21 protein-coding genes are annotated in these 25,297 nt (G+C 72.0%); 10 read left to right on the plus strand and 11 right to left on the minus strand.

What is annotated here, in order from left to right; genetic code table 11:
• Nucleotides 1-28: 28 nt before the first annotated feature.
• The 4 genes from ACVMLK_RS01925 to ACVMLK_RS01940 form a co-directional block, all read right to left on the minus strand.
• Complete coding sequence (locus ACVMLK_RS01925; RefSeq protein ID WP_457485449.1) at nt 29-1,867, minus strand: hydrolase; 1,839 nt, start codon at nt 1,865-1,867, stop codon at nt 29-31.
• Nucleotides 1,864-5,208 (minus strand): glycosyltransferase, encoded by a 3,345-nt coding sequence (locus tag ACVMLK_RS01930; protein WP_457485450.1) that lies wholly within the window; start codon nt 5,206-5,208, stop codon nt 1,864-1,866. The genes ACVMLK_RS01925 and ACVMLK_RS01930 overlap by 4 nt, the downstream gene beginning before the upstream one ends.
• Before the next feature lie 206 nt (nt 5,209-5,414).
• On the minus strand, nt 5,415-6,680 hold the full coding sequence (locus ACVMLK_RS01935; protein ID WP_457485451.1) for a NupC/NupG family nucleoside CNT transporter: 1,266 nt from the start codon (nt 6,678-6,680) through the stop codon (nt 5,415-5,417).
• Nucleotides 6,677-7,888 carry a DNA recombination protein RmuC gene (locus ACVMLK_RS01940; protein ID WP_457485452.1) on the minus strand — a complete coding sequence of 404 codons (1,212 nt, stop codon included), beginning with the start codon at nt 7,886-7,888 and terminating at the stop codon, nt 6,677-6,679. The genes ACVMLK_RS01935 and ACVMLK_RS01940 overlap by 4 nt, the downstream gene beginning before the upstream one ends.
• Before the next feature lie 153 nt (nt 7,889-8,041).
• Between ACVMLK_RS01940 and ACVMLK_RS01945 the strand changes: the two genes are divergently transcribed.
• The 3 genes from ACVMLK_RS01945 (at nt 8,042) to ACVMLK_RS01955 (ending at nt 9,606) form a co-directional block, all read left to right on the plus strand.
• Nucleotides 8,042-8,620, plus strand: a complete 579-nt coding sequence (locus ACVMLK_RS01945) for a helix-turn-helix domain-containing protein (protein ID WP_457485453.1) — start codon at nt 8,042-8,044, stop codon at nt 8,618-8,620.
• A 13-nt stretch (nt 8,621-8,633) separates the two neighbouring features.
• A complete protein-coding gene (locus tag ACVMLK_RS01950; protein WP_457485454.1) occupies nt 8,634-9,182 on the plus strand; it encodes an N-acetyltransferase family protein in 549 nt (182 codons plus the stop codon).
• 67 nt (nt 9,183-9,249) lie between these two features.
• Entirely contained in the window at nt 9,250-9,606 is a 357-nt protein-coding gene (locus tag ACVMLK_RS01955) for a PRC-barrel domain-containing protein (protein ID WP_198365046.1), read from the plus strand.
• A 58-nt stretch (nt 9,607-9,664) separates the two neighbouring features.
• Here ACVMLK_RS01955 and purH read toward each other — a convergent pair whose 3' ends face one another.
• The 3 genes from purH to ACVMLK_RS01970 form a co-directional block, all read right to left on the minus strand.
• Nucleotides 9,665-11,242, minus strand: a complete 1,578-nt coding sequence (gene purH / locus ACVMLK_RS01960) for a bifunctional phosphoribosylaminoimidazolecarboxamide formyltransferase/IMP cyclohydrolase (protein WP_457485455.1) — start codon at nt 11,240-11,242, stop codon at nt 9,665-9,667.
• Between the two features lie 132 nt (nt 11,243-11,374).
• A complete protein-coding gene (gene polA, locus ACVMLK_RS01965) occupies nt 11,375-14,245 on the minus strand; it encodes a DNA polymerase I (protein ID WP_457485456.1) in 2,871 nt (956 codons plus the stop codon).
• The gene (locus tag ACVMLK_RS01970) at nt 14,245-14,469 is read right to left on the minus strand and encodes a zinc-finger domain-containing protein (protein ID WP_198365049.1); all 225 of its coding nucleotides are present in this window, start codon (nt 14,467-14,469) and stop codon (nt 14,245-14,247) included. The genes polA and ACVMLK_RS01970 overlap by 1 nt, the downstream gene beginning before the upstream one ends.
• Before the next feature lie 227 nt (nt 14,470-14,696).
• Between ACVMLK_RS01970 and ACVMLK_RS01975 the strand changes: the two genes are divergently transcribed.
• Together ACVMLK_RS01975 and ACVMLK_RS01980 are read left to right on the plus strand one after the other, a co-directional pair.
• Nucleotides 14,697-15,206 (plus strand): nucleoside deaminase, encoded by a 510-nt coding sequence (locus ACVMLK_RS01975; RefSeq protein WP_304621595.1) that lies wholly within the window; start codon nt 14,697-14,699, stop codon nt 15,204-15,206.
• 208 nt (nt 15,207-15,414) lie between these two features.
• Nucleotides 15,415-16,848 (plus strand): chlorohydrolase family protein, encoded by a 1,434-nt coding sequence (locus tag ACVMLK_RS01980; protein WP_457485457.1) that lies wholly within the window; start codon nt 15,415-15,417, stop codon nt 16,846-16,848.
• Nucleotides 16,849-16,921: 73 nt separating this feature from the next.
• Here ACVMLK_RS01980 and ACVMLK_RS01985 read toward each other — a convergent pair whose 3' ends face one another.
• The 3 genes from ACVMLK_RS01985 to ACVMLK_RS01995 all read right to left on the minus strand — a co-directional run bounded on the left by ACVMLK_RS01985 (nt 16,922) and on the right by ACVMLK_RS01995 (nt 18,977).
• Nucleotides 16,922-17,356 (minus strand): pyridoxamine 5'-phosphate oxidase family protein, encoded by a 435-nt coding sequence (locus ACVMLK_RS01985; RefSeq protein WP_422922417.1) that lies wholly within the window; start codon nt 17,354-17,356, stop codon nt 16,922-16,924.
• Nucleotides 17,357-17,449: 93 nt separating this feature from the next.
• Nucleotides 17,450-18,475 (minus strand): NADP-dependent oxidoreductase, encoded by a 1,026-nt coding sequence (locus ACVMLK_RS01990; RefSeq protein ID WP_457485458.1) that lies wholly within the window; start codon nt 18,473-18,475, stop codon nt 17,450-17,452.
• 118 nt (nt 18,476-18,593) lie between these two features.
• A complete protein-coding gene (locus tag ACVMLK_RS01995; RefSeq protein ID WP_457485459.1) occupies nt 18,594-18,977 on the minus strand; it encodes a hypothetical protein in 384 nt (127 codons plus the stop codon).
• Between the two features lie 306 nt (nt 18,978-19,283).
• Here ACVMLK_RS01995 and ACVMLK_RS02000 point away from each other — a divergent pair, with 306 nt between their 5' ends.
• The gene (locus ACVMLK_RS02000; RefSeq protein WP_457485460.1) at nt 19,284-20,252 is read left to right on the plus strand and encodes a DMT family transporter; all 969 of its coding nucleotides are present in this window, start codon (nt 19,284-19,286) and stop codon (nt 20,250-20,252) included.
• Between the two features lie 19 nt (nt 20,253-20,271).
• Here the strand turns inward: ACVMLK_RS02000 and ACVMLK_RS02005 are convergent, their stop codons facing one another.
• Complete coding sequence (locus ACVMLK_RS02005; RefSeq protein ID WP_457485461.1) at nt 20,272-21,078, minus strand: ferredoxin--NADP reductase; 807 nt, start codon at nt 21,076-21,078, stop codon at nt 20,272-20,274.
• Between the two features lie 237 nt (nt 21,079-21,315).
• Here ACVMLK_RS02005 and ACVMLK_RS02010 point away from each other — a divergent pair, with 237 nt between their 5' ends.
• The 4 genes from ACVMLK_RS02010 (at nt 21,316) to ACVMLK_RS02025 (ending at nt 25,281) form a co-directional block, all read left to right on the plus strand.
• A complete protein-coding gene (locus ACVMLK_RS02010) occupies nt 21,316-21,978 on the plus strand; it encodes a GNAT family N-acetyltransferase (RefSeq protein ID WP_457485462.1) in 663 nt (220 codons plus the stop codon).
• Between the two features lie 122 nt (nt 21,979-22,100).
• Entirely contained in the window at nt 22,101-23,132 is a 1,032-nt protein-coding gene (locus ACVMLK_RS02015; protein WP_457485463.1) for a YihY/virulence factor BrkB family protein, read from the plus strand.
• 118 nt (nt 23,133-23,250) lie between these two features.
• A complete protein-coding gene (locus ACVMLK_RS02020; RefSeq protein WP_457485464.1) occupies nt 23,251-24,666 on the plus strand; it encodes an esterase-like activity of phytase family protein in 1,416 nt (471 codons plus the stop codon).
• Between the two features lie 99 nt (nt 24,667-24,765).
• The gene (locus tag ACVMLK_RS02025; protein WP_198365059.1) at nt 24,766-25,281 is read left to right on the plus strand and encodes a GNAT family N-acetyltransferase; all 516 of its coding nucleotides are present in this window, start codon (nt 24,766-24,768) and stop codon (nt 25,279-25,281) included.
• Nucleotides 25,282-25,297: the final 16 nt, after the last annotated feature.

Consider the following 25,297-nt stretch of genomic DNA (forward strand, 5'->3'; position numbering starts at 1 on the left):
TTTTTCATGCCGGCTCCTTGATGCCGGCTCAGGGGCGCGCCGCGTAATCCGTCAGCCACATGGTGTGGTTGGCCGAGCTGGCCCAGGAATCGAAGTTCCTCACCAGGCGCAGCCGCGGATGGTCGGCCCAGCTGCCGTCCGCCATCTCCTCCAGGAGCGGCATGGCGAGGCCCAGCGGATCCGCGCGCAGCCCCAGGCGCCGCGTCCAGCCGGTGTGGTGCCGGGCGAAGTCCAGCATGCCCTCCTCCAGCTCCCGCGCCATCGCCTGGATGCCGTCGGTGGGCGCGCGGCCGGGATCCTCCACCGCCACCACGCCCCCGGCATCATCCCTGTAGCCGATCACCGGGTCATGCGGCGCCGAGAAGAAGAACTCCGCCGCGACGCGGTTGGCGTGGATGGCCGCCAGCATCCCGGGCGGCACGCTGTCCGGGCCGACCAGGGACTCCATCGGCATGAGGGCACGGCGCCGGCGGGCATCCTCGCTGTCCGCCAGGCAGAAGTAGTAGCCGGTCACATCCAGCGGCATGAGGCCGCGCAGCGCCGCGACGAAGGCCTCCTGCGTGGTGCCGTTCCAGCCGACATCGACCAGCGCGACACGCTGCCCCGGCCGCAGGCCCAGCTCCAGGAGGTGGCGCAGCAGGCCGCGCCGGTTGCGGCGGGCGATCTTCAGGATCTCCCAGCGCCAGGCCTTGAGCAGGCCGCGCATCGGCTCCGGCTGGTCGTGCCGGAACCGCGTCTCCGGCCCCAGGCCGAGATCGCGCAGGACGCTGGCGCCCGGCGCCGGCACGTCGATCCGCGCCAGCAGCTCGGCCGGCGAGAGGCCGTCGGCGCCGGAGAGGAGGAAGGGCAGGTGGCTCTCGAAATTGGCCGGGGTCATGGCCGCCAGGGTGAAGGCGACCCGCGAGCCCAGCAGATAGGAGGACGGCGGCAGCTCCTCTGGCCGCACCTGCTCCGCCATCCGCCGCAGGATGTGACCGTCGCGGGAGACGAAAAGGATGTGCTCGATGCCGTCGCGTCGCGCCGCGCCGGCGATCCAGTCGAGGAAACCGAGCGCGGCGGGCCCGCCCTTCTGGAAGCCCAGCTCCCGGAGGCTGCCGGGAGGCACCTCCTGCTGGTGGTTGCGGATCAGCGCGCGGGCCAGGGAGGCGGCGGGCGAGATGCCCTTGCACCGCGGCGGCAGCCGGGGCTCGCGGTAGTGGAAGGCGACCAGTCCCCGCTCCCGCGCCTTGCCGATATCCGAGGCGGCATTGTCGCCGATGTGCAGGATCCGCTCCTTCGGCACGCCGGTCTCGGCGGAGAGCAGGTCGAACAGGGCGCCGAAGTCGCGCTTGGTGCAGTCGCGGTCGGCGGAGATGAAAAGCGGCACCTCGGGCAGCCCGTGCCGCCGCATCAGGGCGGTGAACCAGGGCGCGCGCAGGTACATGTCGGAGGTGACGACGACCGGCTTGCCCTGCGCCAGCGCCGCGCGGAACACCGCGATCATCTCCGGATTGGGCAGGGTGATCTCCTGCTCCAGCACATATTCCGCGTCGCGGATGGCGGCGGCGTCGGGCAGGCCGTCGAAGCAGCGGTAGATGCCGTCGAGGTCGATCTCGCCGCGCTTCTCCTGCTGCATGACCCGGAAGGCGCCCGCCTGCGCCGCCCGCCGGCGGGCGCGGAACTCGGCGATGCCCCGGCTCTCGCCCAGGATGTCGAAGGCGTCCTCGGCATCGGCCAGGGGCCGGATGAAGAGGGTGTCGAAGAAGTCGAAGGAGACCAGCCCAGCGGCCTCGATCAGCGCCGGCAGATCTCGCAGATGCTCCGGCCAGGCGGCGGGGAGGGGGTCCTGCTGCGCGGGCGGGCGCGCCGCGAGAGGCGCCTCGCTCATGCCGGCACCGCGAAATGCACGTTCTCGGGATGCAGGTTCGGATTGTGGAAGGGGTCGTGCATCAGCATGTCCGGATGGGCGGCATAGAGGCGGTAGCGGTCGGCATCGAGGCGGGCGCGGCGCTCGGGCACCTCGTGGTCCTGCCCGCGGCTCAGCGATTCATGGTGCAGCAGGTGCACCGACGGGCAGACCACGTGATAAAGCCCCTGCTTCAGCAGGCGGAAGCAGAGATCGACATCGTTGTAGGAGACGGGAAACGTCTCGTCGAAGCCGCCGGCCGCCTCGAACTTGCCGCGCTCGATCATCATGCAGGCCCCCGTCACGGCGACCCAGTTGTACTCGAGCAGGTTGCGCATGAAGTTGCCGAAGGCATCGGCGGTCTCGCCATGCAGGGCATGGCAGGGGCCGCAGGCGAGGTTGATCAGGCCGGAATGCTGGACCCGCCGGGTCTCCGGGTAGAGGAGCTTGGCGCCGACCGCGGCGATGTGGCTTTGCTGCGCGTATCCCGCCATCCGCTCCAGACCGTCCGGCGTCAGCAGCTCGGTGTCGTCGTTCAGGAACAGCAGGATCTCGCCCCGCGCCGCGCGCGCGCCGATGTTGTTGAGCTCGGAGTAATTGAAGGGCGCGTCGTGCCGGATCACCCGCGTCCCGTCCCGCTGCTCCAGCGCCTTCAGGATGCCCAGGGTCTCCGCCTGGTCGGAGCCGTTGTCGAGAATGATGAACTCGAAGTTCCGCCAGCTGCTGGTGGCGTCGATGGAATCGACGCAGCGGCGCAGCACCGCGCCATTGTTGCGGCTCGGGATGATGATCGAGATCAGCGGATTGCCGCGGACGTCGTAGCGGGCGCGGAAATAGCCGAACATCTGCTCGACGGGCTCCATCCGGCCCGGCGTGCCGCGGCGCTGCATGGCGGCCTCGCGGCAGCGCTGGCCCGCCAGGACGGCATAGGGCTTGGCGGAGATGTCCGCCGCGACCGAGCTCGGGATGATGCGCCAGTGATAGAGGACCTTGGGGATGTGGGCGATGCGCCGCGCGCGCTCCGTGACCCGCAGGATCAGGTCCCAGTCCTGGCTGCCGTCGAACTCGGAGTTGAGCGGCCCCACCTCGCGCAGCAGGCTGCGGCGCACGCAGCTCACATGGCAGGTGAACATGGTGCTCATCATCGTGTCGGGCGACCAGTCCGGCTTGAAGAAGGGCTGGCAGAAGCGGCCCTGCTCGTCGATCTTGTCCTCGTCGCTGTAGAGGAAATCGGGATCGTCCTGCGCGATGCGGAGCGCCAGCTCCCAGAGGCAGTCCTCGGTCAGCTCGTCGTCATGGTCGAGGAAGACGACATAATCGCCCTTGGCCTGCTCGATCGCCGCGTTGGTGGCGCCGGAGATCCCGCTGTTCTTCTCCAGCAGCATGACGTGATAGCGCGGATCGTCGAGGCCGCGCAGGAAGTCGCGCGTCTCCGCCTTCGGGCTGGCGTCATCGGCCAGGATGAGGGTCCAGTCCGGATACCATTGCGCCTTCACCGAGGCGAGCAGGCGCGAGAGCAGGTCGGTCGTGGTGTTGTAGGTCGGCACCACGATCGAGAAGTGCGGCCGGCGCGGCAGCGCGGCGAGGCGCCGGTCGAGATCCGGCGGCGGGGCCGGCGGCACGTAGATATAGCCGCCATCCTGCGCCTCCAGGGCATAGCGCCCGTTGCGGTCGGCCATGCGGTCGGGGCCGCTGCCCGGCGGCGCGGGATGGAAGGCCAGGTGGGCGGGCGCGGCGGCGGCCGGGGCCAGCGCCATGAGCGGCGCGGGCGCGGCCTCCTGCGTGGTTTCCGGGGGGATCTCCAGCGCCGCCGCCGGCGCCACGGGCGTGGACAGCAGGTTCGCCGCCAGGAGCTCGCGGCGCGCCTTCAGGAAGGCCAGGCGCTGCGGCATGCGGTGCGGCGTCGCCGCCCACCAGGTCGCCTTGGCGAAGCGCCGCAGCGTCAGACGCAGGGGTTGCGGCATCCGCGTCAGCCCCTCCCGCAGCGGGCCGGTCAGGCGCCACAGGGTGCTCTGCCGCAGCTCCGCGAGGCTCTGCTCGGATTGCGAGACCTGCGCCATCACGGCGGCGAAGGCCGATTGCAGGTCGGCTTGCATGGCCTCCCGCTCGGCCAGGGCCTGGCGCAGCTCCTGCAGGGTCCGGTGCTGCTCCTCGGCCTGTTCGCGTAGCTCGGCGGCCTGGCGCTCCAGCCGGGACGCCTCGTCCCGCGCCAGGGCCAGCGCGGCTCCGCTGTCCTGGTTCGCCGCGCGCAGGGCCTCGATCTCGGCCTGGCTGGCGGCCTGCTGCGCCGAGAGATCAGCGGTCCAGCGCTCGGCCTGGGCCTGCGCCGTGGCCGTCCAGTGCTCGGCCTGCGCCCGCAGCGCGGCCTGCTCGGCGGCCAGGCTGTCCCGCAGCCGCTCCGCCTCGCCGCGAAGCTGCTCCGCCTCGGCCTGCTGCGCCGCGAGGCTGCGCCGCAGCTGGTCGGCCTCGGCCTGGGCGGCCAGGCGGTGGGCCTGGTGCGCGGCGGCCTGGGTCGCTTCCGCCGCCTGGGCCTGGCCGAGCTGCCGGCGCGTGACTTCCAGCTGGAACTGATGGGTGGCGCCATGACCCAGATGGGCATAGGCGGCGCGGATGGCGCTCACCTCCTCCGGCGAGGCGCCCAGCAGGGCGCGCAGGCCGTCCGGAACCTCGGGGCCGACCGCCAGCACGCCGAGGCCGTGCCCGTGCAGGAACTCGAAGTTCGGATGCTGCTGCGACAGGTCCTCCCAGAAGCGCCAGACACCGAAGTTGCGCTCGCGCACATTGGTGTCGTGGAACAGCACCACTGCCCGGCGCGACAGTTTCGGCCGCCAGGACTCGAAGTCCTCCCTCACATCCTCGAAGGTGTGGCGGCCGTCGATATGCAGCAGATCGATGCTGCCATCGGCGAAATAGGGCAGCGCCTGATCGAAGCGGCAGCGCAGCAGGCGGGTGAAGCCGGCATAGTGGCGCTCCACCGTGGCGGAAAGCTCGGCATGGACCTCGCCGCCATAGAAGCCGGCATGCTCGTCACCCTCCCAGGTGTCCACCGCGTAGCAGGCGGTGGGCAGGCCGAGCCGTTGCACCGCCTGGCAGAAGGTCAGGAAGGAGTAGCCGTTGTGCGTGCCGAGCTCCACCAGGCTGCGCGGTTGCAGCGCCTCAACGAGCCAGAAGGCGAAAGGGGCATGCTCGAGCCAGGCGGATTCCACCACATGCAGGGGCGACCAGAAGGAGGCGGGGCTGAAGCAGTGCGGCAGGGATGTCGGGGCCGGACCGGCCGGAAAGGCGCCGGGCGCCGGGACGCGTGGCAGAGCAGTGCTCGACATTCCTATCCTCTCACCGGGACGAAACAGGCTCGACGCCCATCATCCGATTGCGGGCATCGCGATGACGACTGACCTGCGGCCGGCCGGACAGGCCCCTGGCCAGCGCGCCGCGCCAGCTCCGCAACAGGGCAGGACGTCCTCTCCAGCCCGTCTGTCATTGGCAGATCGCATAAGGGAAAGCTACCGTCGCGGAGCCTTCCCGCCGCTCACGGCACCGTCAACAGCCCCACCACCGCCCCCGTCATGCAGCAGGCGAGGTTGGCCGCCACCAGCGAGGGCCAGGCCAGCGCCAGGATGTCGCCCCGCCGCTCGGGGCACATCCCGGTCATGCCGGCCAGCATGATGCCGAGGGAGGCGAAGTTGCTGAAGCCGCAGAGCGCGTAGGTCAGGATCAGCCGGCTGCGATCGTCCAGCCCCAGCCCGCCTGAGGTGGCGAGCTGCAGATAGGCGACGAACTCGTTCAGCACGACCTTGAGCCCGAGCGATCCGGCGACGGTCGCCAGATGCTCGCCGGGAATGCCCATCAGCCAGGCCAGCGGCCGGAACAGCAGGCCGAACAGCGCCTGCAGCGACCAGCCGGTCAGCGGCTGCAGGATCATGTCGGCCAGCGTCACCAGCGCGACGAAGACGATTAGGCTGGCCATCACGCCGAGCAGCAGGGAGAGCCCGTCCGCCGTGCCGCGCACCAGGGCCTCCATGGAACTGTCATAGAGGCGGGGCGCATGGGCCTCCTCCGCGACGGGCGGCGGGCCGGAGCCGGAATCGGGGCTGGCCCGGGGCGGGCGCATCAGCGCGCCGGCCAGGACGCTGGCGGGGGCGCTGATCAGGCTCGCCACCAGGAGCTGACCCGCCGCGTCCGGCACCACCGGCGCGAGCAGCGTCGCGTAGACCACCATCATGTTGCCGGCGATGGTCGCGAGCCCCGCGGTCATGACGATCATCATCTCGGCGGTGGAGAGCCGCGCCAGCCAGGGGCGGATCAGCAGCGGTGCCTCGACCATGCCGACGAAGACATTGGCGGCGACCGAGAAGCCGCAGGCGCCGGACAGACCGAAGGCGCGGCGCAGCGCCGCCGAGATGCCCCGCACCAGCAGGGGCAGGATGCGCCAGTGGTAGAGCAGGGCGGAGAGCGCGCCTACCACCAGGATCAGCGGCAGGGCCTGGAAGAACAGGATGAAGCTGGCCCCCGGCCGGATCTCGGCATAGGGCAGGGGGGCGCCGCCCAGATAGCCGAAGACCAGCGCGGTGCCGGCCTGGGTCGCCCGGTTCAGCGCCGTCACCGCCTCGCCCAGCGCGGCGAAGGCGGCGCGCAGCGGCGGCAGGTGCAGAAGCATCGCCGCCAGCGCCACCTGCAGCGCCAGCCCGGCCAGCAGGATGCGCCAGGGGACCGGGCGGCGGAAGCCGCCCAGGGCCCAGGCCAGGGCCGCGAGGCCGAGCAGCCCGAGGCCCGACTGCAGTTGCAGCCCGCTCACGCGCCGAGCGCCGCTTGCGGCAGCGTCTCCCCCCGGGGGGTCTCCTCCTCCACCTCGACGGCCTCGATCCGCGCCCCGGCGCGCAGGATCTTGTCGGTGGTGATGTCGATCTGGCGGATGTCGTCCTGCGCCTGGTTGAAATGCGCCTTCAGACGGCCGACGCGCTCGTTCAGCCGGGTGAGGTCAACCATCAGCTTCGCCACCTCCTCCTGGATGCGCCCCGCCTGGGCCCGCATCCGGACATCCTGCATCAGCGCCCGCATGGCGGAGAGCATGGCCCAGAGCGTGGTGGGCGAGGCGACATAGACCCGGCGCCGCTGCGCCTCGTCCACCAGCGCCGCGAAGCCGGTGTGCAGCTCGGCGAAGACCGCCTCTGAGGGGACGAAGAGGATCGCCGCCTCCGCCGTCTCGCCGGGGATCAGGTACTTGCGGGCGATGTCGTCCACATGGCGGCGCATGTCGGCGTTGAACTGCCGGGCGGCGACGGCGCGGCCCGGGGCGTCCTCCGCCTCGCGCAGCGCGGTCCAGGCCTCCAGCGGAAACTTGCTGTCCACCGCGACCGGGCCGGGCGGGTAGGGCAGGCGGATCAGGCAGTCGCATCGCGCGCCGGTCGAGAGGGTGTGCTGCCAGGAGAAGCCATCCGGCGGCAGGCGGTCCTCGATCAGCTGCCGCAGCTGCATCTCGCCGAAGGCCCCGCGCGACTGCTTGTTGCCCAGGATGGCGGTCAGGCTGTTCACCTGCCCGCCCAGCGCCTCCATGTTCTGCCGCGCCGCGTCGATGACGGCGAGCCGCTCCTGGATCTGCCCGGCCGTCTCCTGCGCCTGACGGGCCTGCTCCGAGAGGTTGCGCGCCAGCTTCTCGTTCTGCGCCGCCAGCGCCGCGTCCATCCGCTCGTTCTGCGCCGCCAGGGCGCGGTGGACGGCCAGGTTGGCGGCGGCGAGCTTCTCGTTCTGCGCCGTCAGCGCCTGGGCCAGGCGGTGCGTGGTCTCCTCCAGCCGCTCGCCCAGCATCCGGTCCTGCTGCGCCAGGCGCTCGGCGGTCATGCCGGCCAGCCGTTCCTGCGTGCCGGCCAGGGCCTCCAGCTTGCCGGCCAGCAGCATGAAGCCCTCCGCGGCCGGGGCCGCCGCGGGGCGCCGCAGCGCCACCGCCAGGAGACCCAGGGTGATCAGCACGGCGAGACAGGCCAGGGGCAGCAACCAATCGGGCATGAGCGACTCCGTGACGCGCCTATCCTAGAGCGCTTTGCCGCGCCGGGGACGGGGGAAACGGGCTATAGCCTTGTTTCGCCCAAGGATTCCTACCCGCGGCCGGACGGGTGGTCCGGCTTGACGATATCTCTCTAATGAGAGATTTTCTCATCCATGAGAGATGTCGAGGCGCCCGATCCTATTGAGGCCCGCATCGCCACCCGGCTGGGGCAGTTGCGCGCGGCACGCGGCCTGTCGCTGGACCAGCTGGCGGAGCGGAGCGGCATCAGCCGCGCCACCCTGTCACGACTGGAGCGGGGCGAGGCCAGCCCGACCGCCGCCATGCTGGGCCGGCTCTGCGCCGCCCATGGCCTGACCCTGTCGCGGCTGATGGCCGAGGTGGAGGAGGCCGCACCTGACCTCCTCCCCGCCGCCGCGCAGCCGCGCTGGACCGATCCCGAGACCGGCTTCCGCCGCCGCGCCGTCTCGCCACCCGGGCCGGGCCTGCGCGGCGAGTTGCTGGAAGGCCTGCTGCCGCCGGGTGCCGCCATCGCCTATGCCGCCCCGCCCCTGGCGGGGCTGGAGCATCACCTCTGGCTGCTGGAGGGTGCGCTGGAGCTGACGATCGGGCCGGTGACGCACCGCCTCTCCCCCGGCGATTGCCTGCGCTACCGCCTGCACGGCCCGAACCGCTTCCACTGCCCGGCCGGAGGCGCCGCCGCGCGCTACGTCCTGGCCATCTGCCAGCCCTGAAGGAGCCGCCGCCATGATCGAGGAACTGACCGCCGGGACCCTGCCCGCGGCCCTGCCCGGCCTCGCCGGGCTGCTGGTCGCCTGCGTCGAGGCCGGGGCCAGCATCGGCTTCCTCCCGCCGATGCGGCCGGCCGAGGCGGCGGCCTACTGGGAGGGGCTCGCCGGCGCCCTCGCCACGGGCGAGCGGCGGATGCTCCTGGCACGGGATGGGCGGGGCGCCGTGACCGGCACCGCCTCGCTGGTCCTGGCCGGCCTGCCGAACGGCCGGCACCGCGCCGAGGTGGCGAAGGTGATGGTGCATCCCGCGGCCCGGCGGCAGGGCGTCGGCCGGGCGCTGATGCTGCGGCTGGAGGCGCTGGCCCGCGAGGAGGGGCGCGACCTGCTGGTGCTGGACACCAAGAGCGGCGAGGCGGCGGAACGGCTCTATCGCGCGCTGGGCTGGATCGCCGTCGGCGAGGTGCCCGGCTATGCGCTGGAGCCCGGGGGGCGGTGCGCCACCACCTTCATGTACCGCGCCCTCGGCGGAGCGCCGCCGGACGTGGGGCTGGTTGGCAAGGGTTAAAAATATGCAACCCGGCCACCGGGGCGACGTTGACCGCCCATAAGAACCTGAAAGGAAACATGGGCTTATGCGCCAGATCATTCTCGCCGCCAGCTTCGCCATGGCCCTGCCCGGGCTGGCCTTCGCGCAGAGCGGCGGCATGCGGATCGAAGAAGGCCAGATCCGCGCCAAGCAGCTGATGGACCGCGACGTCTACAGCACCGACAACAAGGAGATCGGCGAGGTCGAGGACCTGGTGATCGACACCGCGAGCGGGCGCATCGTCACCACCGTGGTGGAGGTCGAGGGCCGGCTCGGCATGACGGACAAGTATGTCTCGGTGCCGCTGAACAGGCTCAGCCTCAAGCCCGGCGAGCGGCGCGTGACGATCGACATGACCGAGGAGCAGGTGAAGAGCCTACCGGGCATCGACTACCGCGACTGAGGGCGCAGCCGGGAGGGGGGGGGACTCCTCTCCCGGCCGACTCGTCCGGTTCCGCCGCTCAGTGGCGGAAGTGGCGCATGCCGGTCAGCACCATGGCGAGGCCGGCCTCGTCCGCCGCCGCGATCACCTCGTTGTCGCGGATCGAGCCGCCCGGCTGGATCACCGCCGTGGCGCCGGCCGCCGCCGCCGCCTGCAGCCCGTCCGCGAAGGGGAAGAAGGCGTCGGAGGCGACCACCGAGCCATGCGCCAGCGGCGCCTCCAGCCCGGCCGCCTTGGCCGCCTCGGCCGATTTCCAGGCGGCGATGCGCGCCGAATCCACCCGGCTCATCTGCCCGGCGCCGACGCCCACCGTGGCGCCGCCGCGGGCATAGACGATGGCGTTCGACTTCACGTGCTTGCAGACGCGGAACGCGAAGATCAGATCGGCCATCTCGTGCTCCGTCGGCGCCCGCTTCGTCACCACCTTCAGCCCTTCGGGCGCCACGCGGCCGGCATCGCGCGACTGCGCCAGGAAGCCGCCCGAGACGGAGCGCAGCAGGCGGCCCGGCGCCGCCGGGTCGGGCAGGCCGCCGGTCAGCAGCAGGCGCAGGTTCTTCTTGCGGGCGAAGATGGCCCGCGCCGCCTCATCCGCGTCCGGCGCCACCACCACCTCGGTGAAGATGGCCGAGATGCGCTCCGCCGCCGCGGCGTCGAGCCTGCGGTTGGCGGCGACGATGCCGCCGAAGGCCGAGACCGGGTCGCAGCGCAGCGCCAGCTCCCAGGCGCCGGCGAGATCGGCGCCCTCGGCCACGCCGCAGGGATTGGCGTGCTTGACGATGACGATGGCCGGCCGCTCGAACTCGGCGACGCATTCGAAGGCGGCGTCCGTGTCGTTCAGGTTGTTGTAGGACAGCTCCTTGCCCTGCACCTGCTCGGCGGTGGCGATGCCGGGGCGGTTCGAGCCGTCGGTGTAGAAGGCGGCACGCTGGTGCGGGTTCTCGCCGTAGCGCAGCGTCTGCCGCAGCACCCCGGCGGCGGCCAGGCGCGGCGGGAACTCCTGGCCGAGCCCCTCGGCGAACCAGGCGGAGATGGCGGCGTCATAGGCCGCCGTGCGGGCGAAGGCGGCGGCGGCGAGGCGGCGGCGGGTGGCCAGGCCGGGGCCGCCCTGCCGCTCGATCTCGGCCTGCACCTCGGCCATCTGCTCCGGCGCCGTGATGACGGTGACATCGGCATGGTTCTTGGCCGCCGCGCGGGTCAGGGCCGGGCCGCCGATGTCGATCTCCTCGACCGTCTCGCCATGGGAGGCGCCCTTCGCGACGGTGGCCTCGAAGGGGTAGAGGTTGGAGACCAGCAGGTCGATCGGCGCGATGCCGTGCTGCGCCATCTGCGCCACATGACCCGCATCGTCGCGGCGGCCGAGCAGGCCGCCATGGATCTGCGGCACCAGGGTCTTGACCCGGCCGTCCAGGATCTCGGGGAAGCCGGTGTGGTCGGAGACGTCCTTCACCGGCAGTCCGGCCTCGCGCAGCAGGCGCGCGGTGCCGCCGGTCGAGAGGATCTCCACGCCCTTGCCGGCGAGGAAGCGGGCGAAATCCAGCAGCCCGGTCTTGTCATGCACCGAGATCAGGGCGCGGCGGATGGTCACGATATCGGCCATGGGGGGCGAACCTTTCCGGCAGTCACAGCATCGGGCGCGGGATAGACCCTTGGCGCGCAAGGCTCAACCGGGAGCGGCGCGGGGCTGGGGTGCGTCAGCGGGGCCGGTGAGGGCGTCGCCCTGCGCCCTTCCTCAATGCGCCACGCCCCAGTTCGGCCCGAACCCGATCTCGGCCTTCAACGGCACGCGCAGCTGGGCGACGCCTTCCATCACCTGCCGCACCACCGCGGAGGTCGCCTCCACCTCCGCCTCCGGCACCTCGAAGAGCAGCTCGTCATGCACCTGCAGCAGCATCCGCGCGGCGAGGCCCGCCTCGCGCAGCGCCAGCGGCATGCGCACCATGGCGCGCTTGATGATCTCGGCCGCGCCCCCCTGGAAGGGAGCGTTGATGGCGGCGCGCTCGGCATTGCCGCGCCGCGCCTGCTCGCGCGCCTGGATGCCGTCGATCCAGAGCCGGCGGCCGAAGGGCGTCTCGACATAGCCGCGCTCGCGCGCCTCGGATTTCAGCCGCTCCATCTCCTCCAGGATGCCGGGGTAGCGGGTGAAATAGGCCTCGATGATGCCGCGCGCCTCGCCCGGCCCGATGCCGAGCCGCGCCGCCAGGCCGAAGGCCGACATGCCGTAGATGATGCCGAAGTTGATCGTCTTGGCCCGGCGCCGCGCCTCCCGGTCCACCTTCGCGGGGTCGAGGTTGAAGATGTCGGCGGCGGTGCGGCTGTGGATGTCCTCGCCGCGCTCGAAGGCCTCGCGCAGCGAGGGCACGTCGGCCAGATGGGCCAGCAGCCGCAGCTCGATCTGCGAATAGTCGGCGGCCAGCAGCACATGCCCCGGCTCGGCGACGAAGGCGCGGCGGATGCGCGCCCCCTCCTCGGTGCGGATCGGGATGTTCTGCAGGTTGGGCTCGGTCGAGGAGAGCCGGCCGGTGGAGGTGACGGCCATGGAGAAATCGGTGTGGACGCGGCCGTCGCGCTTGTCGATCTGCGCCGCCAGCCCCTCGACATAGGTGGATTTCAGCTTGGCGAGCTGGCGCCAGTGCAGCACCCGGCGCGGCAGTTCATGGCCGCGCGCGGCGAGATCCTCCAGCACGGCGGCATCCGTCCCCCAGGCGCCGGCCTTGCCGCGCTTGCCGCCGGGCAGGCCCATCTCGTCGAACAGGATCTCGCCCAGCTGCTTCGGGGAGCCGACATTGAAGGGCTTGCCGGCGAGGCCATGGATCTCCTGCTCCAGCGTCACCATGCGCTGGCCGAAATCCTCGCCGATGCGGGCCAGCTCGGCGCCGTCCACCCGGATGCCGGCGACCTCCATCTCGCGCAGCACGCCGACCATGCGGCGCTCCACCTGCTCATAGAGCGCCAGCGCCCGGTTCGGCAGCAGGCGCGGCCGCAGCGCGTGCCAGAGCCTGAGCGTGACATCGGCATCCTCGGCGGCATAGGCCGTCGCCTTGTCGAGCGCCACCTGGCTGAAGGGAATCCGGGCGCGGCCCGTGCCGGTCACCTCGTCGAAGGACACCGGGCGGTGGCCGAGATGGCGCAGCGACAGCTCGTCCATGCCGTGCCCGTGCCGGCCGGCATCCATGCTGTAGGAGATCAGCATGGTGTCATCGACCGGATCGAGGGTGAGGGCGCCGTGCTCGGGCCGGCCCAGCACCTCCAGATCGTACTTGGCGTTGTGCAGGATCTTGAGGATGGCGGGATCGGCCAGCAGCGGCCGCAGCGCCTCGACCACCGCCTCCTGCGTCATCTGCGCCGGCGCCTCGGGCGCGGCCTGGAGCATGTCCCCGGTGCCCGGCGGCGGGCCGTGGCGCAACGGGATGTAGCAGGCGCGGCCCGGCGCCACAGCCAGCGAGAGGCCCACCAGATTGGCCCGCAGCGCGCCCAGCGCATCGGTCTCGGTGTCGATCGCCAGCAGGCCGCCGGCCCGCGCCGCCTCCAGGTAGGGGGCGAGGCCCGCCGCGTCGGTCACCGTCTCGTAGGGGCCGAAGGGCGCGGCATCGGCGGCGGGGGTGATCTCGGTGGTGGCGCCCGGCGCCGGCTCCGGCAGTTGCGGCACGAAGCGCGGCCGGCTGACCGGCGCGCTCTCCGGCGCCGCGTCGCCGTCCAGCCCCATGCGGTGCAGCAGCGAGCGGAAGCCCTGCTCGCGCAGGAAGCCGGCCAGCCGGCCCGGCTCCGGCGGGCGGGCCAGCAGGTCGTCGATCGGGCGCGGCAGCGGCGCCGCGGCATCGAGCTGCACCAGCCGGCGGCTGATCCGCGCCAGCTCGGCATGCGCGATCAGCGCCTCGCGCCGCTTCGGCTGCCTGATCTGCGGCGCCGCGGCCAGCAGCCCCTCTAGGTCGCCATACTCGGTGATCAGCGCCGCGGCGGTCTTGATGCCGATGCCGGGCACGCCGGGCACGTTGTCGGTGCTGTCGCCGGCCAGCGCCTGCACGTCCACCACCTTCTCCGGCGGGACACCGAACTTCTCCAGCACGTCCGGCTCGCGGATCGGCTTCTGCTTGATCGGGTCCAGCAGCTGCACGCCGGGACGGACGAGCTGCATCAGGTCCTTGTCGGAGGAGACGATCGTCACCTGCCCGCCCAGCGCCTCGAAGCCGCGGGCATAGGCGGCGATGAGGTCATCCGCCTCGTAGTTCTCCAGCTCGATGCAGGCGACGCCATAGGCCGCCGTGGCCTCGCGGATCAGGGCGAACTGCGGCACCAGCTCCGGCGGCGCCTCGGGCCGGTGCGCCTTGTACTGGTCGTAGATCTGGTTGCGGAAGGTGACGCGGGAGGCGTCGAAGACCACCGCGATATGCGTGCTGGCATGGCGGGTCAGGAACTGGCCCAGCATGTTGGTGAAGCCGAAGACGGCGTTCACCGGCACCCCGTCCGGCCGCGTCATCGGCGGCAGGGCGTGGAAGGCGCGGAAGATGTAGCCCGAGCCGTCGACCAGGATCAGGTGCGGCTCGGCCTCCTTCGGGGCCTCGGCCAGGATCCCGGACGGGACGGTTCCTTCCGCGCCGGCCATCAGTGGTGCCCGTCGTCGCCCGCGCCCTCGGCCAGGACATAGGTCCGGGAGCAGTAGGGGCAGGTGACCTGCCGGTCCTCGATGCGGAGATAGACGGTCGGGTGGCCAAGCGCCCCGCCGCCATTGTTGCAGGCGACGACGCGGGACTGCACCTCGGTCAGGTCCTCGGGGGTCACGCCGGGCAGCAGCATCGGGGCATAGCCGGTCAGGTTCGCGTCACGCATGGCAAGGGGGTTCCATCCGGAAGGCTGGCAAGGTGGGCGGACCATAGGGCCTCGGGCGGCGGCATGCCAGCGGGGGCGGGACCGTCCCCTGAAGACCGCTTCCGAGGCCGGCCGGCGGCGGGGGGGGGGCGCATCGCACCCTCGCGGTTGGCGGCGGGACTCGATACGAATAGTCCGGGCCGGACGCGGCGGCATCCCGGCAAGGCGGAGAGGGGCGGAGGGGAAAGATGCAGCAGGATCGCGACGCGGCCTTCATGGGCCTCGCCCTGGCGCAGTCGGAACGGGCCGCCGCGCGCGGCCAGACGCCCTTCGGCGCGGTAGTGGTGGACCCGGAGGGCGCGCCGGGCGGCCTGGTGGTGGGCGAGGGCCACAACCAGGTGCGCGCCGACCGCGATCCCTCGGCGCATAGCGAGGTGATGGCCCTCCGCGCCGCCTGGAGGCGGCTCGGCAGCGCGGCGGCCCTGCGGCGCTGCACGCTCTACACCAATTGCGAGCCCTGCCTGATGTGCAGCACCGTGATCGCCCAGTTCGGCATTCCGCGCGTGGTGGTGGCGGCGCGCGCCAGCGACGTGCCGGGCTCCCGCCCGGTGCTGGGCCTCGGCCTGCCGGGGGTGGCGGCGTGGCAGAACCGGCAGCCGGACTGGCCGGCGGTCGAGGTGGTGCAGGACCTGCGGCGCGAGGAGGCGGTCCGCATCATCCGGGCCTTTCCCTGGGAGGCGCCCTGGGACGCGGCCTGACGCCGGCGGCGCCGGCGCGGCGTGCCGGCCGGTATCGCCCTGCGGGCGGGCGGAGGGCATGGGGGGTCTCCTGGACCGGCGCTTCCGCCCGGTTTCAGGCCGTGCCCGCATCCCGCGGCCCGGGAAAGCGGTGAAACGCGGCGCCCCCGATTGACCCTGCCCCGCGGCTGGGAAAGGCTTCCCTTTCCGCCCAGATGGAGAATGCCCGATGGCCCGCACGCTGATCCGCGCCTCGCACATCATCGCCTACCAGGACGGCGGGCACCGCCATCTGAAGGACGGGGTGGTGGTGGTCGAGGACGACAAGATCCTGCATGTCGGCCGCGACTTCGACGGGACCGTGGACCAGACCATCGACGCCGCCGGCAAGGTGGTGACGCCCGGCTTCATCAACACCCATGCGCATCTGTCGGAGAGCCCGCTCGACAAGAGCTTCGTCGAGGATCGCGGCCCGCGGCAGTTCTACCTCTCTGGCCTGTTCGAGTTCCTCTCGGCGCGCGATGGCGCCATCACCGAGGAGGCGCGCCGCGCCTGCATCGCCTATTCCATGCCCGAGCTGCTGCGCACCGGCACGACGACCATCATGGAGATCGGCCGGCATGGCGACGTGGTGGCCGAGCACGCGGCGCGCTGCGGCATCCGCGCCTATATCGGCCAGGGCTACCGCTCCGGCCGGTGGTACACCAACAACGGCCGCACCGTGGATTACGAGTGGACCGAGGATGACGGCGTCGGCGCCATGGATGCCGCGATCGACTTCATCGAGCGCGTGGACGGGCGCGAGGGCGGCCGCATCAAGGGCTTCCTGACGCCGATGCAGATCGACACCTGCTCCGAGGCGCTGCTGCGCCGCTCGGCCGAGGCGTCGAAGGCCATGGGCGTGCCGCTGGCGCTGCATGTCAGCCAGTCGGTGCCCGAGTTCCACGAGATGACGCGCCGCCATGGCTGCACGCCGATCGAGTGGCTGCAGAGGATCGACTTCCTGTCCGAGCGCTGCATCCTCGGCCATTGCATCATTCCGGGCGAGAGCAGCTGGGCCAACTACCAGGCCGACGATATCGGCATCCTGGCCGACACGGGCGCCAATGTCGCGCATGCGGTGTGGGTGTTCGCGCGGCGCGGCATCGCCATGGAGAGCTTCGCCCGCTACCAGGCGCGCGGCGTCAACATGACCATCGCGACCGACACCTGCCCGCAGAGCATGATCGAGGCGATGCGCTGGACCTCGGTGGTCAGCAAGATCGTCGACCGGCGCACCCAGGTCGCCACGGCAGCGGACGTGTTCAACGCCGCGACCCTGAACGGCGCCAGGGCGCTCGGCCGCGACGACCTCGGCCGCATCGCGCCCGGCGCCAAGGCCGACCTGCTGATCTGGGGCGGCGAGTCGCTGTTCATGACGCCGCTGCGCGACCCGATCCGCAACATCGTCTTCTCGGCCACCGCCGAGGATCTGGAGACCTCCATCATCGACGGCCGCGTGGTGATGCAGGACCAGGTGGTGCCGGGCTACGATCCGGTGGAACTCGGGCGCGCGGTGCAGAAGGGCGCCGAGGCGATGTGGGCGGGCATGAAGTCGCGCGACTGGGCCGGGCGCGACATCGAGCAGCTCTCGCCCTCCTCCTTCCCCGCCTTTAAGGGCTGAGGCGGGGCCGGGGGGGGGGGGGGGGCGGGCGCGGCCCCCGCCCGGGAAGCCTGGCTGTCAGAAGCCCTGGCCGTCAAAGGGTGACCTCGCCCTCCTCCGTGCCGTCCCAGTAGGTGATGCGGGTGGCATGGACCTTGACGATCAGGAGGCCCGGCGTCTCGATACCCTGCTCGAACCAGCGGTCCAGCTCCTTGGTCCAATGGGCCTCGAAGGCGCCCTTGTCCCGGATCAGCTCGGCCTTCCCCTCGACCGCGATGAAGAGCGGCCGCTGCCCGAGCATGCCCTTGCTGCCGGTGAAGGAGAGGGCGACCTTCGGGTCACGCTCGATATCCTCGACCGTGTGCGTCGTCTCCAGGGTGAAGAAGTACGAATCGCCCTCGTATTCGACATCGCCGTTGTTGCTCATCGGCCGGCTGGCGATGTCGCCGCTCGCGGCGTGGGTCGAAAGCATGCAGAAGTCGATGCTGCGCATCGACTTCGACAGCTCGGACAGGGTCATCTGGCGCATCGGCATTCTCCCAGGGGGTATCCGGATGCCGAACGCATGGCCGCCGCTTCCGGTTGACCCGGGATGGCCATCGATGCCGGCCCGCGCCAGCCCTCACTCCGGTGCCACGCGCACCAGCAGCTTGCCGAAGTTCTTCCCCTCCAGCAGGCCGATGAAGGCCTCCGGCGCCGCCTCCAGCCCCTCCACCACATCCTCGCGGTAGCGCACCTTCCCCTCGCGGATCCAGCCGGCCATCTGCTGGCGGAATTCCGGCATCTGCTTCGCGAATTCCCTCTGGATGAAGCCGCGGATGGTGAGGCTGCGGGACAGCACCTGGCGCATCAGCACCGGCAGCCGGTCCGGGCCGGGGAACTCGCCCGTGCTGTTGTACTGCGCGATCAGGCCGCAGACCGGAATGCGGGCGAACTCGTTGAACAGCGGGAAGACCGCGTCCCACACGGCGCCGCCGACATTCTCGAAATAGACATCCACGCCCTCCGGGCAGGCGGCGGCGAGCTGCGCCGGGAAATCGGGCGCGCGATGGTCGATCGCGGCGTCGAAGCCCAGTTCCTCCCGGATGAAGGCGCATTTCGCCGCGCCCCCGGCGATGCCGACGGCGCGCGCGCCCTGGAGGCGGGCGATCTGCCCCACCGCCGAGCCCACCGGCCCGCTGGCCGCCGCCACCACCACCGTCTCCCCGGCCCTGGGCCGGCCGATGTTCAGCAGCCCGGCCCAGGCGGTGAAGCCCGGCATGCCCAGCACGCCGAGCGCGGTGGAGACGGGGGCCTCGGCCGGGTCCAGCCTGCGCAGCCCGCGCCCGTCCGAGAGCGCGTGGCTCTGCCAGCCGGAATGCGACAGCACGACCTCCCCCTCGGTGAAGTCCGGGTTGCGCGAGCGCAGCACGCGGGAGACGGTGCCGCCTTCCATCACGGCGCCGATCTCGACCGGGGCGGCATAGGATTTCGCGGCGCTCATCCGGCCGCGCATATAGGGATCGAGCGAGAGGTAGAGGGTTTCCAGCAGGACCTCGCCCTGGGCGGGCTCCGGGATGGGCTGGGTGTCGAGGCGGAGGTCGGAGGCCTTCGGCCGCCCCTCGGGCCGGCTGGCGAGCAGGTAGCGGCGGTTCATCGGCGCGGTCATGGCGTGTCATCCCTGGCGGTTGCCGGGGAAAGGTAGGGACGCCGCGCCGGCGGCGCACCCCCCTCGGATGGCGGGCGGGAAGGCCGGAGCCCGGCGGCGGCGCCGGGCTCCGCCCGGCTCAACGCGGGGTCGCGTTGAACTTGTCGAAGAGCGTGTTGGCCGCGTTGACGCAGGCCTGCAGCGGCTCCTTGTCCGAGCAGTGGACGCGCACCGCCGTGTCGCCGCGGCGGAAGGAGAAGCTGGAGCCCGGCGGGGGCGGCGGCGGGCGATGCATGCCGTGCATCATGTGCGGGCCGCGCGGCGGGCGCGGGCCTTCCACCCGGTCGCCCGATCCGCCCATGGGGCCACCCATGGGTCCGCCCATCGGGCCGCGATCCGGGCGCTGCGGCGCCTCGGCGGCGGGGCCACCGGCCGGCGGGGCCGGCGGCGCGGGCTGGGCGGCAGCCAGGCCCGAAAGCCCCAGCCCGAGGACGCCCACACCCAGCATCAACAGTCGACGCATCGCCTCTTCCTTTCCTGGCTTCCCGGCAGGCCAAGGGCCTGCCTGCGGTCCGGAGGATAGGGGAGGCGCCATGACCCGTCTCATACGATGGGAAACCAAATGTCTCTCAAAGGCGGCGAAACCAGGGCGGCGGGGGCAGCAGGGCGCTTGCGGCGTCCCCGGCGCCGGCATTAGGTGGTCCGGTCCACCCACTCCACGGAGGCAATACGGATTGGCCCTGAACCTCAGCGCGCGGGCCGGCCTCGACGGGAACGGATGCCTGCCCGCCGGGGCGAAAGCCATGGCGGCGGAACCGGGGAAGGCCCTGTGAGCGGCCCGGGAAAACCCCTGTCCGGCGCCCTCGCGATCCTCGTCGCGGCGGTCCTGTGGGGAACGACGGGCACGGCGGCGACCTTCGCGCCGGGCGTCTCCGCCGCCGCGATCGGGGCGGCGGCCATGGGCATCGGCGGTCTTCTGCAGGCCGCGGTCGCGGGCGCGGGCATCGCCAGGGCGCGGACCCTCCTCGCGCGGCACTGGCGCGACCTCGCCCTGGGCGCCGCCTCCGTGGCGGTCTATCCGCTGGCCTTCTATGCCTCCATGCGCATGGCGGGTGTCACGATCGGTACCGTCATCTCCATCGGCTCGGCGCCGCTTCTCGCCGCCCTGATCGAATACCGGATGGAGGGCCTCAGGCTCACGAGGCGCTGGCTGACCGGCGCGGCCCTCGGGCTCGCGGGCATGCTGCTGATGAGCCTGGCGGAGGCGACCGGGCGCCCGATGCCGGGCGGCGCCTCCCCGGTCGCGGGCATCCTGCTGGGTCTTATCGCGGGGCTGACCTACGCGATGTACTCCTGGACGGCGCGCCGGCTGATGCGGAACGGCGTGCCCTCGATGGCGGCCATGGGCGCGACCTTCGGCGCCGGCAGCCTGCTTCTGCTGCCGGTGCTGCTCGCGACCGGCGCGCCCTTCCTCGCCTCCTGGAGCAACGCCGCGGTCGGCGCCTACATGGCGACGGTGCCGATGTTCCTCGGCTATCTCTGCTTCGGCTACGGGCTCGCGCGGATCGCCGCCAGCACGGCGACGACGATCACGCTGTTCGAGCCGGTGGTGGCCGCCGGGCTCGCCGTGCTCGTCGTCGGCGAACGGATGCCGCCCCTCGGCTGGCTGGGGGTGGGCCTCGTGGTCCTCTGCCTCGTCATCGTGAGCGCGCCGGCCGGGCGGCGGCCGGGCCCGGTGGCCGGCCCGGTGGCCAACCCGGTGGCCGCAGAGCCCCGGTTGCGGCGGGCGGGGCCCTGACGGCGCCGCCTGCCCGCCCTTACTTCTCCACGAAGGCCTTCTCGATCACGTAATGGCCGGGACGGCTGTTGGCGCCTTCCTCGAAGCCCATGCCCTCCAGCAGATCCTTGGTCTCGGCCAGCATCTCCGGGCTGCCGCAGAGCATGATGCGGTCGCTCTCCGGCGTGAAGCGCGGCAGGCCGAGGTCGCTGAACAGCTTGCCGGAGCGGATCAGGTCGGTGACGCGGCCCTGGTTGCGGAAGGGCTCCCGCGTCACGGTCGGGTAGTAGAGCAGCTTGTCCCCGACCAGCTCGCCCAGCATCTCGTCCCGCGGCAGGGCCTCGATCATCGCCGCATAGGCCAGTTCCTTCACCTGCCGCACCCCGTGCAGCAGCACCACCCGCTCGAACCGGTCATAGACCTCCGGCTCCCGGATCAGCGACAGGAAGGGCGCGAGGCCGGTGCCGGTGCCATAGAGCCACAGCGTCCGGCCCGGCAGCAGCGCGTCGGTGACCAGCGTGCCGACCGACTTCCGGCCGACCAGGATCTCGTCGCCCGGGCGGATGTGCTGCAGCCGGCTGGTCAGCGGGCCGTCCTGCACCTTGATCGACAGGAATTCGAGCCCCTCGTCATAGGGCGGCGAGGCCACGGAATAGGCGCGCACCAGCGGCTTGCCGTCGACCACCAGCCCGATCATGACGAACTGCCCGGCGGTGAAGCGCAGGGCCGGGTTGCGCGTGCAGCGGAAGCTGAACAGCCGGTCGGTCCAGTGGTGCACGCTTTCCACCGTCTCGGTGAAATAGGCGGCATGGGCGGATTTGAGGGCGGGTCGGGTTTCGGCGTTCATCGGCGGAGACATGGCCTTTTCGTTGCGCCGGGCAAGTCTCAGGGGAGCCTTGGGCCGGAAGGCGAGGGCAGGGCCAAAGCACGGCTTGCAAGCGGAAGCGGTTGCGGTGAGCCTTCGCCTATCATGAGCACGCCCCCGAACGCCACACCCCGCGACGCAACCCCCCCATCGCCTGCGGTCGGGCCGCCGCCGCTCGGGCCGGCGGTGGACCCCACGCCCCGGCCCCTGCCTGCCCGCGTGCCGCATCGCGGCGCCAGCGTCACGCTGGAGCCGCTCGGCCTGCGCCACGCGGAGGAGCTGTGGGAGGCGGTGCGGGGCGCCGACGACAGCTGGGCCTATCTGGGCTACGGCCCCTTCGCGGATTTCGGCCCCTTCCGGACGTTCCTGGGCGGCTTCTGCACCACGCACGACCCGATCGCCTGGGCGGTGCGGCCGCACCTCTCGGGCCGCGCCCAGGGCTGGCTGACGCTGATGGAGATCCAGCCCGCCCATGCCGCCATCGAGCTGGGCAACATCTGGTTCTCGCCGCGCATGCAGCGGACGCGGGCCGCCACCGAGGCGATGTTCCTGCTGATGCGCCACGCCATGGACGACCTCGGCTACCGCCGCCTGGTCTGGAAATGCAACGCGCTGAACGCTCCCTCGCGCCGCGCCGCCGCGCGCCTCGGCTTCGTGCCCGAGGGCGAGCACCGGGCGCATCTGGTGGTCAAGGGGCGGCGGCGCGACACCGCCTGGTTCTCCATCCTGGAGGAGGAGTGGCCGGCCCGGCGCGACGCCATCGCCGCCTGGCTGGAGGAGTCGAATTTCGACCAGCACGGGCGGGCCCGGCGCGGCCTGAGCGGGGTCGACCTGGGCGGGGCCAATCTGAGCGGGGCCAATCTGGGCGGGACGGCCGGCTGAGGCCCCGGGGTCGGGGCGCGCCGCCTTCGCTGCAACGCAACCTTGAACGGAACCCTGGCCCGCCTGCATCGTTGCTGAGGTGAACCCTCCGAGCGTTCCAACCGCCCCCAGGACCCACGCCGATGCTGAACTCGACCGATCCGGACCAGATGCGCGCCGCGCTGGAAGCGATCAAGGAAGGCCGCAGCGCCCGCGAGGCGCCGCGGCGGCTGGCCCCCGGCGGCGGCATGCGGGCCAACCGCCCGACCGAGATTCCGGCGCGCGGCTGGTGGAGCATCCTCAAGCGCACGATCCTGCAGGCGAACGAGGACCGGCTGATGACCGAGGCGGCGGGCATCACCTTCTACGCCCTGCTCTCGATCTTCCCGGCGCTGACCGCCCTGGTCTCGATCTACGGCCTCTTCGCCGACCCGCTGACCGTCTCGCAGCACCTCAGCATGCTGAGCGGGCTGATCCCCGAGGGCGGCATGCGGATCCTGGACGAGCAGCTGAGCCGCCTGACCTCCGGGGGCGCCACCTCGCTGGGCTTCAGCGCCATCCTCGGCCTGCTGATCGCGCTCTGGAGCTCGAACCAGGGCACCAAGGCGATGTTCGACGCGCTGAACGTGGTCTACGAGGAGAAGGAGAAGCGCAGCTTCGTCCGGCTGACGGTGATGACCCTCTGCTTCACCCTGGGCGCGCTGTTCTTCATCATGCTGGCCATGACCGCCGTGGTGGTGCTGCCCATCGTGCTGGCCTTCGTCGGGCTGGAAAGCACCACCGAGTGGATCCTGCGCCTGTCGCGCTGGCCGATCCTGCTGCTGGTCATCACCGGTCTGCTGGCCGTGCTCTACCGCTTCGGGCCGAGCCGGGAGCGCGCGCGGTGGCGCTGGGTGAGCTGGGGGGGTGCCTTCGCGGCCCTCGGCTGGGTGGCGATCTCCGCCGGCTTCTCGCTCTATGTCAGCCGCTTCGGCAACTACGACGCGACCTACGGCTCCCTCGGCGCCGTGATCGGCTTCATGACCTGGATCTGGCTCTCCGCCATCGTCGTGCTGGTGGGCGCCGAGCTGAACGCCGAGATGGAGCACCAGACGGCGCGCGACACCACGACCGGGCCGGACGAGCGCCTCGGCCGGCGCGGCGCGCGGATGGCCGATACCGTGGCGCGCGGCTGAGCCAGTTCGGGATAAGGGCCGGGCCCGCGCCGTCACTGGCTGGTCACGAAAGCGTCAAACGCCTGCAATCGCGCGCGCCTAACAGCGGCCTCCATCGACCCCGCTGGAGATTCGCCCCATGCGCGCGCTGCTGCTCGCCGCGACGGCCCTGATCGGCCTCGCCACCTCCGCCCAGGCCCAGGCCCCGGACCGCAAGGTCGAGGCCCGGCTCGCCGGCCATGCCATCCTGCCGGCCCTCACCCTGGAACTGCCGCCGGCCGACGCGCCGCGGGACGCGCTGATCTCCGGCAAGTTCACCGCCGCCGCGCGGCAGGACCGGCCGGGCAGCCTGCCCGGCACCACCGGCCCCGCGCCCACCGGCCGCCCCACCGGGATCAGCCTGCCCTTCATCGGCCAGCCGGTGCAGGGCTTCTCCGGCATCAAGCCGGTGGCCGGCGAGCCCGGCGCCTACTGGGTGCTGACCGACAACGGCTTCGGCAACAAGCGCAACAGCGGCGACGCGCTGCTGGCCTTCCGCAAGATCCGCCCGGACTTCGCCACCGGCCAGGTGGCGGTGGAGCGGACCGTCTTCCTCTCCGACCCCGACCGCCGCGTGCCCTTCCGCATCGCCCATGAGGGCACCGAGGCGCGCTACCTGACCGGCGCCGATTTCGACCCGGAGAGCATCCAGCCCATCCCGGACGGGAGCGGCTTCTGGATCGGCGAGGAGTTCGGCCCCTTCCTGCTGCAGGTCGATGCCGCCGGCCGCGTCCGCCGCGTGGTCGAGACGAGGCTGGACGGCGAGGTGCTGCGCAGCCCCGACCACCCGGCGCTGGCCACCGGCGCCACCCCGGTGGCCGGCACCGCCTTCCGCGTCCGCCGCTCCGGCGGCTATGAGGGCATGGCGATGACGCCGGATGGCGGCCGCCTCTGGGCGCTGCTGGAGCAGCCGCTCTTCGTCGCCGGCACCGACCGGGCCGAGGGCGCCTTCCTGCGCATGATGGAATTCGACACGGCGAAGGGCGACTGGACCGGCCGCAGCCTGAAGCTGCGCCTGACCGAGGGCGCCACGGCGATCGGCGATTTCAACTTCATCGACGAGCGCCGCGCCCTGGTCATCGAGCGCGACAATGGCGAGGGCGATGCCTCGCTGGCCTGTCCCCCGGCGGGAGGGCAGGCGGGAGGGCAGGCGGGCCATCCCGGCACCCCGCCGCGCTGCTTCCCCGATCCGGCGCGGGTCAAGCGCGTCACGCTGGTCGATCTCGGCGCGCCGGATGCCGAAGGTTTCGTGAAGAAGCTGGCCCATATCGACCTGCTCGACATCCGCGACCCCGAGGGGCTGGCCCGGCAGCGCGGCGACCGCGCCGCCGACGCGGCGGCGGAGCGCTTCGCCTTCCCCTTCTTCACCATCGAGAACGTGGCGATGGTGGATGCCGAGCACATCATCCTGGCCAATGACAACAATCTGCCGTTCAGCGCCGGCCGCCACCTGGCGCGGGCCGACGACAATGAGGTGGTGCTGCTGCATGTCCCGGCCCTGCTGAACGCGCGTTGAAGGGCGGCCCGCCTCCCCCGCCCTTGCGGGCGGGGCGGGGCCCGACTAACCCCTGAGGGGGAGAGGGCCGGCCCGCGGCCCCGCGATAGGAGAGCCGGGATGCCCTTGCGCGACGCCACCCCCGCCGATCTGCCGGCCATCACCGCCATCTACGCGCATCATGTGCTGACCGGCACCGGCACCTTCGAGGAGGTGCCGCCCACCCCGGAGGAGATGGCGGCGCGGCTGGCGCGGGTGCAGGAGAGCGGCTGCGCCTGGCTGGTGGCCGAGGAGCAGGGGGAGGTGCTGGGCTATTGCCACTTCACCCCGCTCGGCGAGGCGCCCACCTACCGCTACACGGCGCAGGATTCGATCCATGTGCGGCACGACGTGCACGGCCAGGGCCTCGGCAAGACGCTGGTCGCCGCCCTGCTGGAGCGGGCCGAGCGGGCCGGCTTCCGGCAGATGGTGGCGGTGATCGCCGATTCGGAGAATGTCGGCTCCATCGGCCTGCATCTCTCGCTCGGCTTCCGCCAAGTCGGCATGCTGCGGGGGGCGGGCTGGAAGTTCGGCCGCTGGCTCGACGTGCTGCATATGCAGCGCAGCTTGGGCCCCGGCGACAAGACGCTTCCCTGACAAAGACTGACCTTCC

The sequence above is a fragment of the Teichococcus aerofrigidensis genome, assembly GCF_054073225.1.

Coding starts and splice junctions, on each gene's coding strand:
- ACVMLK_RS01970 (WP_198365049.1), bottom strand. CDS start 14,469: ATGCGTGACGCGAACCTGACCGGCTATGCCCCGATGCTGCTGCCCGGC.
- ACVMLK_RS01930 (WP_457485450.1), bottom strand. CDS start 5,208: ATGTCGAGCACTGCTCTGCCACGCGTCCCGGCGCCCGGCGCCTTTCCG.
- polA (WP_457485456.1), bottom strand. CDS start 14,245: ATGGCCGGCGCGGAAGGAACCGTCCCGTCCGGGATCCTGGCCGAGGCC.
- ACVMLK_RS01975 (WP_304621595.1), top strand. CDS start 14,697: ATGCAGCAGGATCGCGACGCGGCCTTCATGGGCCTCGCCCTGGCGCAG.
- purH (WP_457485455.1), bottom strand. CDS start 11,242: ATGGCCGATATCGTGACCATCCGCCGCGCCCTGATCTCGGTGCATGAC.
- ACVMLK_RS01980 (WP_457485457.1), top strand. CDS start 15,415: ATGGCCCGCACGCTGATCCGCGCCTCGCACATCATCGCCTACCAGGAC.
- ACVMLK_RS01990 (WP_457485458.1), bottom strand. CDS start 18,475: ATGACCGCGCCGATGAACCGCCGCTACCTGCTCGCCAGCCGGCCCGAG.
- ACVMLK_RS01940 (WP_457485452.1), bottom strand. CDS start 7,888: ATGCCCGATTGGTTGCTGCCCCTGGCCTGTCTCGCCGTGCTGATCACC.
- ACVMLK_RS01950 (WP_457485454.1), top strand. CDS start 8,634: ATGATCGAGGAACTGACCGCCGGGACCCTGCCCGCGGCCCTGCCCGGC.
- ACVMLK_RS02020 (WP_457485464.1), top strand. CDS start 23,251: ATGCGCGCGCTGCTGCTCGCCGCGACGGCCCTGATCGGCCTCGCCACC.
- ACVMLK_RS02005 (WP_457485461.1), bottom strand. CDS start 21,078: ATGAACGCCGAAACCCGACCCGCCCTCAAATCCGCCCATGCCGCCTAT.
- ACVMLK_RS01955 (WP_198365046.1), top strand. CDS start 9,250: ATGCGCCAGATCATTCTCGCCGCCAGCTTCGCCATGGCCCTGCCCGGG.
- ACVMLK_RS01945 (WP_457485453.1), top strand. CDS start 8,042: ATGAGAGATGTCGAGGCGCCCGATCCTATTGAGGCCCGCATCGCCACC.
- ACVMLK_RS01925 (WP_457485449.1), bottom strand. CDS start 1,867: ATGAGCGAGGCGCCTCTCGCGGCGCGCCCGCCCGCGCAGCAGGACCCC.
- ACVMLK_RS02015 (WP_457485463.1), top strand. CDS start 22,101: ATGCTGAACTCGACCGATCCGGACCAGATGCGCGCCGCGCTGGAAGCG.
- ACVMLK_RS02025 (WP_198365059.1), top strand. CDS start 24,766: ATGCCCTTGCGCGACGCCACCCCCGCCGATCTGCCGGCCATCACCGCC.
- ACVMLK_RS01985 (WP_422922417.1), bottom strand. CDS start 17,356: ATGCGCCAGATGACCCTGTCCGAGCTGTCGAAGTCGATGCGCAGCATC.
- ACVMLK_RS01995 (WP_457485459.1), bottom strand. CDS start 18,977: ATGCGTCGACTGTTGATGCTGGGTGTGGGCGTCCTCGGGCTGGGGCTT.